This window comes from Levilactobacillus muriae, from assembly GCF_045862015.1.
Classification (GTDB): Bacteria; Bacillota; Bacilli; order Lactobacillales; family Lactobacillaceae; genus Levilactobacillus; species Levilactobacillus muriae.
In genome coordinates, this window is the sequence record NZ_BAAFRU010000014.1 from 22,062 (window position 1) to 38,117 (window position 16,056).

The following is a 16,056-nucleotide window of genomic DNA, read 5'->3' on the forward strand; positions in this document are numbered from 1 at the left end:
TTACAAGTCACTTTTTTCGCCAAACCACCCTACAGTTGAACGGACTCTCTGATCCGCAACTGTGCAGCAATGGGACTACGCGTCGGCATTGCATCTGCCGGCAGTACCTCGACCTGCCCACCACGTTGCGAGACCAGCAACGCGAGGTCGTTGTACAAGTTGTTCTGTCGACTCAGAGCCGTTGCAGTCATCATGGCACCACTCTCTGTTAAGTGACCGGACTGACTCGCATCGTCTTGAACCCACAGCTTGGCAATCTGCCCTTGCACCGCAGCTGTTGCCAAGGTACCCAGATCCTGCACAACTTGATTCTGTTGCCGAACTTTGTCATAGGCATCCTGTCTAATCTGTGTGGCCTGGACGTGACGTTGCTTATTTACGCCGACCGTTAACGCCACTAGGCTCTGGTTTGCCGCCGCCAGATTCGGATTTTGTACGACCTGAACGTTGGCGTCCAAATAGGCATTCTGCGAAAGCTTGCGGAAATTCCCTTGATTGTTGGCGGCAGCAACGAGAATCAAAGGTACTTGATCAACATTAGAGACGTGCTGGCTCACGTAAGCATCAACCGCCATAAAGTAGTTTCGTTGGTCGGCAGCCTTACTGGCATCCAACGTTCCCGTTCCGCTGTAGTGCGTACTGTCCCCAGCGGAGCGTTGCCAACGACCACGATCGCGAAGCTCGCTCCCCAACGCCTTTTCCAAGGTCGTCGGCGCTTCGACTGGTAGGTTAACCAATTCAGGACGCCCATCGCGAATCTGGGCCAGTTCAAAACCCTTACTATCCAATAGCAATAGATCATAATCACTCGTCAAGTCCCGCGATTGCAAGATTGGTAAAATATTCGGCCGATACGTCACGGTCACGGTTGGCGCCACCGCAGTGTGTAACCAGTAGTGATAACTCTCCGTGGCTCCAGCCATAATTAAGAGTCCCCGGGCACTCCCATTAGTCAGTGGGCCCTGTTCGTACGGTGCAAAGAACGCCTCATACGCAGCCCACGCACGGTTAGGCGCGACACTCTCAAGCTGTCGCTTCCCCGCCTTGAGCAAACTATTGAACTGAGTCCGGTCAGTTGCCGGCAGACCAGTTACAGGCAAGATCATGGTCATGAACGGTCCTGGCTTAGTGGCAAGAGCAGTCGCAGCGTGTAAGTCAAAATGATTGGCCATAATTAGTAACCTCCGTGGTTATTTGTCTAGGGTCAGTTTACTCGATAAGGTTTATCGTATTGTTTCAATAAGACAATAATAGCATGTCGCGGAATAAAACACAACAGAAAATATACTCTCATAAATTGATTTGTGGGGTAATAAGTTTCACAATATACCACAAAGCCCGTTGTATTGGCCATCAACGGATTTTACCTTTTCCAATAATTCATTAGATGATTGCTCCTGTAATAACGTTTATGTGCGTATGGCAATCTCTCAGAGCCGCCGATTTTTCAACGTCTATCAGTCAGTCTAATTCACTTTGTGGTTGCTTATAAAGCATTTCATACTTTGCATGGTTAGCAGGTAACACTTTGACAACAACGGCTCACGTTCCACTTTCACAACGCATTAAAAAAAGTGCATAAGAAAAAGCAACTCCCAGTCTGCCTAACTGAAAGTTGCTTCCTTCTAATCAATTATCTTAAATTTAGTCTTTTTTCCGAATGGTGAACCCACGGCCACCTTCAGAACGCCGACCACCGTTGTTACCACTGCGACGATTACGATCGCCACCATGGTTACGAGAGTCATGACTACGTGAAGAATCATGTCCACCACGAGAACCGTGATGTTCGCCGCCATTACCGCCGTTACCACGACGATCTTGACGATGACGGTAGCCACCGCCACCATTGCCACCGCGACGATTGCCGCCACCATGGTGGTAGCCACCACCGTGACCCTTGCTACCGCGCTTAGGTAATGGACGTTCTGGCGTGATCTTAACAGGAACTTGGCTATTGTTGTCCTTAGTCAAATCATTCAGAAGAGCTGCGACCAAGTCTTCAGCATCATATTGTGCCAACAGACCTTCAGCCGTCTTCGCATACTTTTCAGTATCCGTCTTGTTAATCAAGTCAGCAATTGTATCCTTAGCTGCACCTAATTGACTAACAAGTGCTTCTTCATCCGAAGGTGGCTTCAAAGGAAGCATCCGCACCTTCGTTAGCTTTTCGATTTCACGCAGGTAATCCATTTCGTTAGGCGTTACGAAAGTCATGGAAACCCCATGCTTCCCGGCACGACCGGTACGGCCGACACGGTGAACGTAACTATCTGGATCTTGCGGAATATCGTAGTTGTACACGTGGGTCACATCGTTGATGTCAATCCCACGAGCTGCAACATCGGTCGCAACCAAGATATCCAACTTGCCATGACGGAATTCGTTCATGATTTGGGTCCGGCGCTTTTGCGTCAAATCACCATGAATCCCAGCAGCGTTGTAGCCACGAGCTTGCAAGCCACTGGAAAGTTCGTCAACCCGACGCTTCGTCCGGGTGAAGACGATGGTCAAATCTGGATCTTGTACATCAAAGAAACGGGTCATCACGTCAAACTTCTCAAAGTCACGAGAACGGACGTAGAATTGATCGATCAAGTCGGTCGTTAATTCTTTGGCCTTAATCTTCACGTGCTTAGGATCGTGCATGAATTGCACCCCAACCCGCTTGATTTCTGGTGGCATCGTTGCGGAGAAGAGCATCGTTTGACGCGCTTCTGGCAATTGCTTGATGATATCTTCAATGTCGTCCAAGAAACCCATGTTTAGCATTTCATCGGCTTCATCCAGAACTAACATCTGAACATGGTCCAACTTCAAGGTGTGGCGACGGATGTGGTCAAGTAAACGACCTGGCGTCCCAACAACGACTTGAGGATGATTCTTTAAGGATTTGATTTGCCGACGAATGTCAGCACCACCGTAAACAACTTGGACATTTGCCCGTTCGTTACGGCCTAATTTATAAATTTCTTCTTGGGTTTGAATAGCCAGTTCCCGTGTTGGGGATACAACCAGCGCTTGTACGTTTTCGTTCTTCTTATCAATCTTTTCAAGAATTGGTAAGGCGAATGCCGCAGTCTTCCCTGTCCCGGTTTGGGCTTGTCCAATAACGTCTTGACCAGCCAAAACCATGGGGATTGTCTCGGCTTGAATTGGGGTCGCTTCTTCGTAACCTGCTGTCGTAACAGCCTTCAGTAGGTCTTCAGAAAGACCCAGTTCTTTAAACTTCAAAAATAATTTCCTCCTAATAGGTGCATCGCCTCAGTGCCTCATAAATCTTGGAAAAAATCCGTTTTCCATGATGCGATTAACGATTGGCTAAGGCGGGGTAAGTTTGTTTCTCTAAATAAGCAACTAAGCCATCATACAACGGGGAAACAAAATAAGCAACTCCCACGACTCGTGGAAACTGCTTACATGAATATTTATTTTTCTTTCGACTCCTGTAGCGCCGCTAATACTTGCTCTAAATGAATCCCGTGCGATCCTTTTAACAAAATCTGATCATCCGCCGTCAGAATATCCTGAAGCGCCAATGTAAGCGCTGGCAAGGATTTCGCATTGAAATGGGTGACCGGCAAATCCGGCTTTTCTTGTGCCAAACGCTTTTGTAACGCAATCATGTGCGATCCGACCAGATAGATGTGGCTAATCTTATCGGGATCAATGGCACTGGCAACATCGGCATGCATCGCATCCGCCTGAGTTCCAAGTTCCAGCATATCGCCAAGAACCGCATAACGTTTGCCAACTACTGGGGTCTGCGAAAATGCCGCTAAAACCTGCTTCACAGCCGTTGGATTGGAATTGTAAACATCGCTAAGAATATCCTCACCGACGGTCCCCTTGACCCATTCAGCACGATTCTCAGTCAAGTTAACAGCTGCAAGTGCTTTCTGTGCATTCTCAGGCCGAATCCGATAAACATTGGCCACTGACAAGGCCGCCAACGCATTATTCACGTTATACGTCCCGATCATTGGAATTGTAAAGGATTTATCAGGCCAGAGGTTAGTGGTAAAACTGGTAGAGGTTGACGTTGCTTCAATATTAGTCGCAAACAGGTCAGTCGTCTCACGTTGGCCAAAGGTCCGTTTTCGAAGATTCAGATTAGCCGTCCGGTCACGTAACAATGGCTCGTCACCATTATAAACGATGATGCCATCCTCGCTGAGACCATGGGTAATCTCCATCTTGGCATCAGCAATCTTGTCTCGGGTCCCGAAGAACTCAATGTGGGCCTCACCGATCATGGTGATAACGGCAATATCGGGCGCAACCAGCTTACTCAGAAAGTCGAGCTGACCCGGCCGGTCCATTCCCATTTCCACGACCAACATTTCTGTGTTCGGTTCCATAGAGAGCACGGTCATTGGTACCCCAATTTCATTATTGAAGTTGGCGTGGGTCTTGGTCACGTTGAACTGGGTCGCCAAGATACTGGCAATCATGTCCTTAGTCGTCGTCTTCCCGTTGCTTCCAGTAATAGCAACCACCCGAGGATTAATCTTCGTGAGATAGTACTGGGCCAATGCCTGGAGTGCCTTCAGCGAATCAGCAACTTGAATCACAGGGAAGTCGGCGGGGGCCGTCGCTAAGTCCCTAGCCCAGAGCGTTGCGGCAGCGCCATGATCGATGGCCGACTGAATAAATTGATGGCCGTCCTGTTCACCCGTCAGCGGAATAAAGAGGCCTCCGGGTTGGAGGTGTCGACTGTCAAATGCCACACTGGTGACACTGATACTCCGCCATTGTTCGAAATCATTGACTGCCCCAACTGCATGGGCAATTTCAGCAAGCTGCATCTTCATGTTTTATGCTCCTATGTAACGGGCAGAGCGTAACGCCCTTCCGCCTTAAGTTAGTGTCGAGGAAGTTAGTCAGCCTCCCCAATAGTGTCGAAATGAAATACTGAGACTCATTATACCATGAATTCTAACGGACTAGCTTAAAACTCGTCAGATTTTGGGGAGCCTTAACGCACAAAACCACCGACAGCCGTTAAGCCATCGATGGTTTTGACACTTTTAGATTAAGTCTTTAACATCACTGAATACCTGATTATCGTGAATGCTTAATGCCCATTCACGCGTGGTCAGATCGTAACGCAAGCTTGCCACCTCACGAGAGTCGGCATACACCTCTTCTTGCGAGTACCAGGTGTTTTGCCGCTCTGGATGGGTAATCGCTCGTACAGGAATGACGTAGGTACGGTGCCGTTCGACCAGTTGATCGAAGGCAATGATTGTGCCATCTAACAGTCCTTGGACGAGTTGCATCAGGATCTCATGCGGAACGTCACTGATTGCCAAGGGCCGGGCAAATACCCAGCGATTGTTATGCATCGCGCGCAGATGCCGCTTGATACTAACTTCCAACACGTGATCAAAGTTTGGCAGGTTGCGGTAATATGTTTTGTAGAAGCCATCGCGTAACGTTAAATAGGCATAGTCGTTCTGCAATTTCGCATAGAACGGTGTCCGAATATGCGTTTCCATATGGGCCAGATACAGGAGCTCGGCAATTTCTGCTGGTAACAGGAAATCCAAGTCATCACCGTGAGCATAATCTACCCATTTAACAGCGTATTCGTGCTTCGCCAGCAAGTAGCGCCGAATCTGAGTTTGACCCGTGATGGTCTGCAGACGCGTGTGGGGATTAATCTCAACGTCGCTCCCAGATTCATCATTTAACAAAAGGAGCTGATTGGGTATCGCTGGGATCCCATTTAAAAAATCAGCCGGTGATATCCCCAACGAATAGATCATATTCGTCACGGGTTCTAAACTCAAATACACAAAATTTCCACGCATAGCCTTACACTCTTTCCCCTGATCTCACTGTTAATTGTACTACGAAACTCACGTAAAAACTGCACCTTTATTTTTACATTTTTTCGAGGCGCGCAATGCGATCAGCGATTGGTGGATGTGTGGCAAATAAGTCACCCAAGCGGTGCTTGTTTTTAAAGGGATCCCCAATGTATAGTGCTGAACTGTTCGGATCCGCGGCCTTCATTGGCTCACTATCATCAATCTTCCGTAGTGCATCGATCAGGCCCTGTGGATTCCGTGTCAGCTCGACGCTGGAGGCATCGGCGAGATATTCTCGATTCCGGGATAACGCCATCTGCGCAATGCTGGCAGCGAGCGGCGCCAGGATGACTAACACAATGGAAATGACTAATGCAATGGCATTGCCACCGGAATCCCGGTCACTATCACGCCGACGACCGCCACCCCACCACAACCAGTTGCTAGCAAAATTGACCAGCATCCCAATTGCAGCGGATAACGCCAACGCAATCGTTTGTAACCGAATATCGTAGTTGCGGACGTGAGAAATCTCATGCCCGATTACCCCTTCGAGTTCTTCCCGGTTTAAGCGATCAAGAATTCCCGTCGTGACTGCAACTGCAGATTTCTCTGGACTATTCCCGGTCGCAAACGCATTCGGACTGGGATCATCTATAATGAACACGCGCGGCATTGGTACCTTACCAACCATTGCCATGTCTTCAATGAGGTGCCACAGCTGTGGGGCCTGACTCACATCGGTAATCTCGCGCGCGTGATTCATACTCATCACCACGTTGGTCGACTGACCGATCATGATGAGCATGTAAATGACTGCAACAACCGCGGCAATAATGGCACCTGACTCCCAGTTGTTCCAGAACAGATAACCGAGAGCCGCACCGATGGCTAAGACCAATAGGCCAAAGCCAAACATGACGTAGCCGGTACGTCGCTTGTTTCTGGCAATTTGTTCAAAGAGCATCTTATCGCCTACTTATTGGATTGGTTGAAGTCGTCAAAGTTAACCTTGGGAGTCGTTTTCTCCTCTTCAGGAACTTGCAAGTATTCGCTGACCTGAAAGTGGTGAACTTTAGCGACAATGTTACTTGGGAACGATTGGATCATCAACGTCAGCTTAGCCACAGAACTGTTATACAGCTGGCGGGAATAGGCAATCTTATTCTCAGTGTTGGTCAATTCTTCCATCAGCTGTGTAAACTGCGTATTAGCCTTTAAATCTGGATAATTTTCAGATAAAGCAAATAAGGACCGCAGGGTAGTGGATAATTGATTAGAAACTTCCATCGTTTGTTGATGGTCATCGGCAGGAATCGCAGTTAATTGATTCCGGAGTTCGACCACCTTTTTCAATGTTCCCTGTTCATAGTTGGCGTATCCCTTGGTTGTGGAAACCAGGTTCGGAATCAAATCATTCCGCCGCTTCAACTGTACATCAATCTGACTCCAAGATTCTTGCACGTACGTCCGGGTCTTAATCAGACCGTTGTAGGCGCTCACGTACCAAATTACCAAGATAGCTAACACGATAATTAAAATAATCCAGGCCATATCTATCACTCCTTCTCAAAATTTCTGGTACACTCATCATAACAAAGGCTAAAACCAGACTCCAGTATGTATGCCTGGCTTTACCAATAATTAGGAGGTTTCCCATGCAGCACGTGCTTTTTGTTTGCTTAGGTAACATCTGTCGTTCCCCCATGGCTGAAGCAATCTTTAACGACTTACTTGAACAGCACCAACTCACCGGTCAATTCGCAGTCGCCTCAGTTGCCACCAGTTCGGAAGAAGAGGGTAATCATCCCCATCCTGGCGCACTCAAAGCCATGCGCGCCCATGGACTCGATGCCAGTCAGCACCGTTCTCGCCCAATCACTGCCGAGGACTTTGATTGGGCCGATACCATCATCACCATGGACCACGCCAACGTGGCTAACCTACAGCGAATGGCCCCTAATCGCGTAGATGCCGCCAAGGTCAAGCTCTGCCTCGACATCATACCAGGACGTGAAGGAGATCCCATTGACGACCCTTGGTATACGCACAAGTTCGAGTTAACTTATCAGGAACTTGCAACCGCTCTGCCAGCTTGGCTGGATGAACTTAAGTAACTGAAATCAATCCTATGCAATGACCTTTGCGTGCTAACTACGGTTGGTAACCATGGTCATTGCATTTTTTCGTGGCTTGCATCTATACGGTTACTGGAACTTGTGCAAATGTCCATTTAATACGACTCATGTACTGTCCCTGCTGTGCATCGCCGCTAACATCAAGAAATAGTCCTCGGTCAGGCCGCTCCTTCCAAGAATCCGCAATGTCCAGAATGTCATCATCTGCGACCGTTTGGTGCGTCTCAATATCCACGGTCCCCTGCGTCAAACTATTTTCAGTGCCAGTTTCATCTACATATTTCAGGTCGCCCGCTAAAAGCCCACCGCGTAATCGCGATGTTACCGGTGATGCACTCGCCTGCAGCGTCCAAACATCACCCTTACCCATGGAGTCAAAAACTTTGACAGACCAGTTATTATCGGGTCGGAGCCGCATAGCAGCCCCGGTCATCCTTTGGGGATTATCGCCATTAAAAGTTGCAAAAGAGCTGACCGAGAGACTTCGGGTCCCATTCTTAACCGTAACCGTATAGCGCAGATTATTCACCGCACTAAGATGATCCGAAATGTCAGTTGCAAATAATTCGAGAACGTTGCTATGACTGCTGCTACCAATCAGTGCAGTTGCCGGAATAGTATAAGAAAAGTCATAAATCCCATCACGATCATCATCCGAAACTATTGTTGTTTGTAAATTTTCACCGTTGTATCTTGGCTGAATAGTCAGTGTCTTACCCGTAATCGCGGCATGATTGATATCCTGATAGACGACCTTTCCCGTAATTCTGACGTCAGCAGCTGTCGTCAGGGCCTGTCGTCCGACTTGGTTTTGGGAACCAGCAACAACATGATCGCCGGTCAATGCCATTGTCATCACACGTTTCCCTGCCGTTCCAGATACGACCTGAAAGCCACTCGTTGTCGCTTGGGTAATCGCATTAGTCCCTTCAAATCGGCTGGTTTTTGGCACCACCACATCCGGCTTTTTAGGTGTTGCTGTCTGACTAGTAGCCATTCCGGTCAGGGTGATGGTCGCACTGGCCGTTTCCCCACCAGCCTTATTTTGTGAAAGAGCTCGTGCAAGCTTCTGGCTGACCGTTTGACCACTGATATCATCTGAATTAACGGCAATGGTCTCTGCAAGCCTGCCGTCATCATAGGTCACCGCAGCCGAGTCATATGCAATATCCTTGGGTAAATTCAGCTTACTCTGAATATCCTGCCAGGCGTCCCGCCCGCCACGATAGGTCAGTCGATACTTCAACGTCAGTCGGTCCCCCGTGTAGACCTTGTTGCTGGGACTCTGAATGACCATATTCGCTTGCGAATTATCAACTAATCTGGCAGTAGCATCGACATCAACCAACCCGGGAACCTGTTCAAAGACGATTAAATTATTCTCAAAATTATCACCAGTTGATCCCGTGAATCCCCAGCGAACACGCTTATCCGGACCTAGATGCAACATTGTAAGATCGACTGGTACAGATCTCGTTGACACCCCTGCGGTTAAGTTAGCGCCGGTTACTGGATTCTTATCATTAAACGCGTAGGTCATTTTTCCGACAGTCGAATTGGCTTTAGGGGCTTGCCACTTCAAGGTTAGATGCTTCCACGCTCCACCATCGTTACGTAGCAATGCAAAACCGTCAACAATGGCGCCTTGATGAGCCATTGTCGCATAACGGTAGGAGGCCGTTTTATGCTTACTGCCCCAGCCAAGGAATCCCCCTTCACTCCAGCTTAAGTTCCTATTGATAATTTTATAAGTCCCCGGTTCTCCCGGATAATTAGAGGCAATATGAGGATAACCACTACGCATATCTGAATCGAATTGCGTTGCAGACGACCCTTGTTGTGAAAAATAATTATTCCAACCAGCATCATTGCTAGGCGCGCTTCTCCCGTTGGGCAGTCGATTGTCAAACGTGTCAAACTCCAACGCCCAACTATTTTGGATGCCTGTCGCCGCGAGTGCTTGCGTTGTTCGATACTGATTGTTGGCATCCGCTCCCCAGACACCCAAAGTTTCACCCCGAGCTGCAATGGGATTAGCCTCATCCGTATGATCAATAGCACTAGCTTCAAGGCCCCCATTTTGAATGACAAATGCCATCCCATCACCAGGCCTTTGTCCATTGCCAAAATACATCCACATTGAAGCCGTTTGATTTTCTCTCATATTCATTTTAGCCACGTCACTAGTCCAAATCGTGCCTAACTGATTCGCGCCATCAGTCAATAAGACTGCCTGGTGATCACCACGACTAGTCCCAATTACATTAGCTGAATTATTGTCTATGTGTCCCCTTTCAAAATAACTATCAATGGTTAAGCCTTCTGGCGCTGAGGCCTTAGGAATCGAAATAGATTCCGCTTTAGCCGCCATAGAATTACCCCAAAACACAAATCCTAATCCAACGGCCACGACACCCAATAATAGCGTACGAATTTCCAAAGTAACCTCCCCTTAGCTTACCAGATTGATCAGTCGAATCGTTTGCTTCTACCTACCATAATTAAATCTTGCGCCACCCATTTTATAATAAATTTTATGGTAAGGCATGTTTAATAGCAATACCCAATATCATTTTCGATTAGTATAGCACATTATCTATCGATTTAGCTAAAGATCGCTGATATAATAATATTTATGGCGAAATTCATCACAAAATTTATATCCCACTTTTAGCAGATAAAGGTAGTTAATCAGTATGATGTTTGCTAAACTAGCACTAACAAAAAAGGATGCCATATTTTACAGCATCCCCTTGACTCTTCGTCGTATTCCACTATGGTGTATTCGTCAACGTCCAGGTAACCGTCCCGTTGTATTTCCCTTGCATGGCCCCACCATTGAGCTTAAGTAAAATTCCAGAATTACTGTCCCAATTATCTGCAATGTTCACTGGTGTATTTGACCCATCCGAGACATGGTTAGTGATTAACGTCTGCGTAGAATCGGATAACGTATATTCATCAGTTCCATCATTGTAGATCAACTGACCATCCAGCGTTGTTTCTGGTGCTGAATTTAGTGACAGTGGCGTTGCTTTAGCATACAGTTTCCAAGTCGTACCGGAAGTCACCGTATCATTAATATTAAATGACCAATTTGCGTCAGACCGACTGACAATCTCCTCCGAGCCATTTAGAGTTGCATCGTAATTCAGATCGCCGGAAGAATTTCCAAAATCAACGTTACCAATTACGATCGCAATCGATTGGGTATTCGACATATTGCTACTACCATCTACCGCGGTTAACTTTAACGTGTATTTTCCAGCTGGCAACGTACTTGCAGCCAAGTTATACGTAAATCCGTTCGCTGGATTTGTGTCACTCAGCGTAGTCGTTGGTAGTGAAGTCGTGGTTCCCTGATCGTCCGTTAGGGTCGGATAAAGTTTGACATCTGTGTTTTTTAAGACCGTCCCATCGGCTCTAGAGACCTTACCAGTTGCGTTCAAATCCTGGCCTTGATTGACATTGATCGCATCTTTATCTACATCAAGTGCCAAAGCCTGTTGCTTGATGCTGAATTTATTAACCGTCGCACTGGCCATCGTTCCCGTTCCAACAAAATTGGACGTGGTATCAGGCACCGAATAGGCTTTATCGTTTAGTGTCTTCCCCTCCAGTGTAATGGTTGCCGTTTTATTCGTAGCGCTCAAGGTTCCAACGTCGACAGCCAAACTTTGCCCCGTTGCGCCTTTACCAGAGATGCCACTCATATCAACAGCTGTGGGAGTCGTGCTGCCAGGCTTTTGAATAGTTCCGGAAGTTACTTCAATGCCCTTAGGAATGTGCAACTGGGAGACCACATCTGTCCAATCCGTATCGCCAGAGTCGTAATTAACCGTATACGCTAACCGAACCTGACTGTTCCCGTAAATTGACTTGCCAGAAGTAACTTCTGTATTATCATCAGATTCATTGATCAGCTTTGCCGTTGCACTCGCGTTGGCCTGTCCTGGGACATGTTCAAAAACAACCATGCTATTCTGGGTACCATTAGATGGATAATCCGAAGCATCATTTGAGAGTCCTGTAGATCCTGTCATTCCCCAGAAAACCTTACCATCGGTCGCAGCTGCGTTAAGTTTTGTCGTATCAATCGGCACAGTCGTCACCTGATTATTGACCGCGTCGGGCGCTCCCGTTGCAGAATTCACATTATCAAAATAATAACTCATTTTCCCTTCTGTACCGCCATCAGTTGGTGCTTTATAATCCATCGTGACGTGATGCCAATTTTGATCTGAGAGCAACGTGCTGGAGCTCGTAATCAACCCAAATTGATTTTGCTTATAATAGTGATACTTTCCAGTTGTATAAGAGTTCCCAAAGATCGTATGGCCGTCCAACCTTTTACCCGTTAAAGTGTAATCAGAATAAGTGTTATCACCTGCCGGATAGCCGGACGAAATGTGCTCCCCTTTAATCGTCTGGGCTGTCCCCAAGTTTCCCGTCTGGTTTCCATACCCATAACTATCGCCCAAATCAAAAGCATCCGAATCATTATCATCCAAGTTCCAGTTTGCTATACCTAGCGTAGCCGGCCACTTTACAGAGGGATCAGTTTGATTCAGTCTTGTATCAAATTCAACGGCCCAGCTATTCTGAATTGCTGTACCCTTAATGGTGTCAAGTCCCCCAGTCGTTGATTTCGGGTCTGCTCCCCAAACGCCTAAGGATTCACCAGCGCCGGAGAACTCATTATTGCTGTCATTTTGTAACACGAAGGCCATACCTTCCCCGGGAACAGTTCCGTAAGTAATATCTGCACTGACATAAATCCACATTGATAGCCGTTGATCCTTATACAGATTAAATGAGCGATCATTCGACCAGATGGCGCCGCCAGTGTCATGATTATCCGCGTACGCCGTGAGTTGAACACCATCCATCGGTAGCCGATTCGCATTTCCAGTTACTGGCAGATATTTAGCTTGATTCTCTAGCCCGGTCGTGCCCAAAAGAGAGGGCCGATTAAAATAAGCATTGTGCTGAACTTGAATGCCTTGCGGCGCACTGTCCATTGGATCAGCCGTAGCTGTCTCCCCGGTGTAAAGCGAGACACCCCCCAGCGCAATCGCAACTCCCACAAGCGTCATAATTCCTTTCCTAAATTGCATATGATAGCCCCCCATTGCTCAAAAACCACACAATAACGCTATGATATAATCCCTCAACTTTTAAATTCTGGTTCATGCTGTTAAAATTGCCATCCGCATAATGGCGTTGTCCCAATCAGGCCCACACTGGCCCCGCCATAAGGCAACTGACCAAATAATACTTTCAAGTGTCATTAGGTTTGTTCATTGATTACTTCTGGGCTCAATATCTAAATTAATTATACGATGATAAGCGAAAACGTTATAGAAAAATAATTGTGAACCCCATCAAAATGGCGTAAAACCCCAAGGAAATTTAAGTTATGCTGTTAACCAAACTTACCAACCCACTAAAGGGGGCTTTAGTGGCAATGTAATCGTTTTCTTAAGCGTTTCAGTTCAACCAACACGCACCAAAAAATCACCCACATTTCTGCAGGTGATTCATGAATTGCTCAATTTCAACGAATCTGTTCACACTCACGGCGCGGCCGTTAGTGTCCACTGAATCTTACCGCTGTAGGTTCCTTGGGTTGCGTCGCCATCCACATCTAGTAAAAGCCCGGTATCACCGCTCCAACCGCTGGCGACATCGGTGGTCTGTTCGGTACCATCTGAACTGCCCGTATCAATGTTCACAGCAGTTGTCCCCAATGTCTGTGATTGCGCCGTCGAGCTACTCTTATAGATGAGATTGCCACTTAGCTTATTTCCCGGCGCATCAACATCATCGCGGTACAGGCCATCCGTCTGCGCACTAAGTTGCCAGGTACTCCCCTTCGTCAACGTATCATCAACATCTAAGTCCCAACTGCCATCTCGCATCACAGTCTGGCTACGCCCATTCAGAAATGTCGGCATAAACGTCAACGTTGCTGAAGTATCCCCTAATTTAATCTGACCAATTGTCAGGGAGGCGGAAACCGTATTAGAATTATCGGTCCCATCCGTCGCATAAAGCGCTAGCGCATGGGGATTTGGTGTCGTAGTCAGTTGACTCCCCGGAACAGTCACACTAAATGTCCGTGTTGTACCACTACCAGTGGGATGCGCATCGCCAGTTGGTAAAGTCTCGTCTTGACCATCCCACGTCGCGTGTAAGGTCACATCATTATTAGCGACCGTGCTATCCGCCACATTTAGCGTTCCCGTGACTGTTGCACCAGCAGTTGCACCGGCATTCACAGACTGTGCTTTCCTGTCATCATCTAAGGTTAATGTGAGCGGTGACTTGGTGACACTAAAAGAAGGCGTGGTTGCCGTAGTAATGGCATTGCTCCCAATGAATTTGCTGGTGGCTACGGCATGACTCGCTGTGCTATTAGTGACAGCCCCATTCAGCGTGACTGTCGCCGTCTTACTCGTTGCCGCAGACAGGTCACCCAAGCTAACATCAACGTAACCATCCGTCGCCGGTGTTGTGCTGAAACTCTTAGCGGCGCCCGACCCAATCGTGTAGCTGCCACTACTCAGTGTCACACCGTCCGGCACCTTTAGTTTGGCATTAATCCCGTTCCAGTCGCGATTGGCGCTCTGATCACTTAAATTATACTTGAGTTGTATCTGATCATTGCCCTTAACAAATGTGGACCCACTCGTCACCGTCTTATCCTGCGTAACGTCGGTCATTGTTGCATCTGACTTAGCCTCAACCTGCGTTGGCACCTGTTCAAAGACGACTAGACTCGTCTCGGTACCTTCGTCGGGATAATCGCTGTTAGTTGTGTCCCCAGTGGATCCCGTGAAGCCCCAGTATACGTCTGGATCAGCTTCACTAACCCCCAAATTACCTAAGTCAATATCTTCTGTCACCGATTCAGACGACTTGGTAGCACCCCCGGTAGCGGGATCCTCATCATTATAAGTGTAGGTCATCTGACCAGTGGTGCCGCCATCGGTTGGTGCTTTATAGTCAATAACCACGTGGTGCCAGGCGGCATCGCTAATGATGTCATCCCCATCGGCACTTCGGATCAGTCCAATATGCTTTTGTGTGTAGTAATAGCCGGTATGAAAGAGATTCAAAATATCATTCGAGAAAAAAGCATTCTGCCCAGTACTCGTATAGGTACTACTCAATCCTGGATATCCGGATGCCAAGTGTTGACTAGTAATATCTTCGGTAGGCGTTGCCCCATCCGTCCCGCTATAGCCATAGCCTTGCCCATTATCAAAATCATCGGGCGTACTGTTGCTAATGTTCCAACCCGTACCAGGAGCGGTTTGATTGAGGCGTGTATCGAACTCTAACGCCCAGCTATTTTTGATAGCCGTACTAGCAATTGCATTGTTGGTATCTGACTTGGGATCAACACCCCAAACACCCAGAGACTCTCCAATACCAGAAAACGCTTGATTTCCCTCATTAGCGTCCCCATCATTCTGTAGAACAAAGGCCATGCCGTCACCAACTTGTTGTCCGAGAACCCCACTAACATAAATCCACATGGAAGCCCGCTGATTCTGATACATGTCGAAGGACTTGTTGTGAGACCAAACGGCGCCCCCAGTATCATGATTACCATATGCCGAGAGCTGAACGCCATCCATCGGTGCTAGGGAGGATCGCCCGGAATTCGGTAATATTTTAGCAGCATTGGCTATATTATTGGTACCGATAGTAGCGGGCACATCAAAGTACCCCTTACCAGAAATCTCCAGTCCCTGTGGCGCTGTCTGCATCACAGCTGTTGGATCAGTAGCGGCCCTAGCCCTAGCCGACATCACAGTCTGCCAAGCCCCCAGCGTGCCTACAACAAGCAACCCGAATAAGATTTTTCTCCTTAACTTCATCGTTAAGCTTCCTTCGTACGATTTGTGAACGGTAATCTTAGGCCGTTCGGAACACCAGTATTTCGGCTGATGCACTTTTTAATTTATTATCATAGAACCTGTCATCTTAGCCACTTAAATTCTATAGAAACGTGATCATTTCCATCAAACATAGTATAGCACCTACATAGTCAAATTAAAGTGTGCACCCATTCCTATTTACTGGACTACCGG

General features: G+C 47.5%; 10 protein-coding genes. 1 reads left to right on the plus strand and 9 read right to left on the minus strand.

The genetic code is table 11. The features are described 5' to 3' along the window. Window positions 1–29: 29 nt before the first annotated feature. The 6 genes from ACKTSF_RS10380 to ACKTSF_RS10405 all read right to left on the minus strand — a co-directional run bounded on the left by ACKTSF_RS10380 (window position 30) and on the right by ACKTSF_RS10405 (window position 7,370). Complete coding sequence (locus tag ACKTSF_RS10380; protein WP_407889181.1) at window positions 30–1,172, minus strand: baeRF6 domain-containing protein; 1,143 nt, start codon at window positions 1,170–1,172, stop codon at window positions 30–32. A 472-nt stretch (window positions 1,173–1,644) separates the two neighbouring features. After that, entirely contained in the window at window positions 1,645–3,234 is a 1,590-nt protein-coding gene (gene cshA, locus ACKTSF_RS10385; RefSeq protein ID WP_407889183.1) for a degradosome RNA helicase CshA, read from the minus strand. Between the two features lie 194 nt (window positions 3,235–3,428). Beyond that, window positions 3,429–4,814, minus strand: coding sequence for a UDP-N-acetylmuramoyl-tripeptide--D-alanyl-D-alanine ligase (locus ACKTSF_RS10390; RefSeq protein WP_407889185.1), 1,386 nt, complete (start codon window positions 4,812–4,814; stop codon window positions 3,429–3,431). 216 nt (window positions 4,815–5,030) lie between these two features. Further along, the gene (locus ACKTSF_RS10395; protein ID WP_407889187.1) at window positions 5,031–5,816 is read right to left on the minus strand and encodes a hypothetical protein; all 786 of its coding nucleotides are present in this window, start codon (window positions 5,814–5,816) and stop codon (window positions 5,031–5,033) included. Between the two features lie 73 nt (window positions 5,817–5,889). Continuing rightward, entirely contained in the window at window positions 5,890–6,783 is an 894-nt protein-coding gene (gene htpX, locus ACKTSF_RS10400; RefSeq protein ID WP_407889188.1) for a zinc metalloprotease HtpX, read from the minus strand. 8 nt (window positions 6,784–6,791) lie between these two features. Further along, window positions 6,792–7,370 carry a LemA family protein gene (locus ACKTSF_RS10405; protein WP_407889190.1) on the minus strand — a complete coding sequence of 193 codons (579 nt, stop codon included), beginning with the start codon at window positions 7,368–7,370 and terminating at the stop codon, window positions 6,792–6,794. 104 nt (window positions 7,371–7,474) lie between these two features. On the opposite strand from ACKTSF_RS10405, the gene ACKTSF_RS10410 reads away from it, so the two are divergent. Continuing rightward, window positions 7,475–7,933: a low molecular weight protein-tyrosine-phosphatase gene (locus ACKTSF_RS10410; protein ID WP_407889192.1), complete on the plus strand. Its 459-nt coding sequence runs from the start codon at window positions 7,475–7,477 to the stop codon at window positions 7,931–7,933. Between the two features lie 82 nt (window positions 7,934–8,015). On the opposite strand, the gene ACKTSF_RS10415 is transcribed toward ACKTSF_RS10410, so the two are convergent. From ACKTSF_RS10415 to ACKTSF_RS10425, 3 genes are all read right to left on the minus strand, one after another. Continuing rightward, a complete protein-coding gene (locus ACKTSF_RS10415) occupies window positions 8,016–10,394 on the minus strand; it encodes an L-type lectin family protein (RefSeq protein WP_407889194.1) in 2,379 nt (792 codons plus the stop codon). Window positions 10,395–10,728: 334 nt separating this feature from the next. Beyond that, the gene (locus ACKTSF_RS10420; RefSeq protein WP_407889196.1) at window positions 10,729–13,071 is read right to left on the minus strand and encodes an L-type lectin family protein; all 2,343 of its coding nucleotides are present in this window, start codon (window positions 13,069–13,071) and stop codon (window positions 10,729–10,731) included. Between the two features lie 459 nt (window positions 13,072–13,530). After that, window positions 13,531–15,843, minus strand: a complete 2,313-nt coding sequence (locus ACKTSF_RS10425) for a lectin-like domain-containing protein (protein WP_407889198.1) — start codon at window positions 15,841–15,843, stop codon at window positions 13,531–13,533. Window positions 15,844–16,056 lie beyond the last annotated feature (213 nt).

What these genes read in the sequence shown, in the direction of transcription:
- ACKTSF_RS10405 (WP_407889190.1), bottom strand. Translation starts at nt 7,370, where the DNA reads ATGGCCTGGATTATTTTAATTATCGTGTTAGCTATCTTGGTAATTTGG.
- ACKTSF_RS10395 (WP_407889187.1), bottom strand. Translation starts at nt 5,816, where the DNA reads ATGCGTGGAAATTTTGTGTATTTGAGTTTAGAACCCGTGACGAATATG.
- ACKTSF_RS10390 (WP_407889185.1), bottom strand. Translation starts at nt 4,814, where the DNA reads ATGAAGATGCAGCTTGCTGAAATTGCCCATGCAGTTGGGGCAGTCAAT.
- ACKTSF_RS10420 (WP_407889196.1), bottom strand. Translation starts at nt 13,071, where the DNA reads ATGCAATTTAGGAAAGGAATTATGACGCTTGTGGGAGTTGCGATTGCG.
- ACKTSF_RS10425 (WP_407889198.1), bottom strand. Translation starts at nt 15,843, where the DNA reads ATGAAGTTAAGGAGAAAAATCTTATTCGGGTTGCTTGTTGTAGGCACG.
- ACKTSF_RS10410 (WP_407889192.1), top strand. Translation starts at nt 7,475, where the DNA reads ATGCAGCACGTGCTTTTTGTTTGCTTAGGTAACATCTGTCGTTCCCCC.
- htpX (WP_407889188.1), bottom strand. Translation starts at nt 6,783, where the DNA reads ATGCTCTTTGAACAAATTGCCAGAAACAAGCGACGTACCGGCTACGTC.
- ACKTSF_RS10380 (WP_407889181.1), bottom strand. Translation starts at nt 1,172, where the DNA reads ATGGCCAATCATTTTGACTTACACGCTGCGACTGCTCTTGCCACTAAG.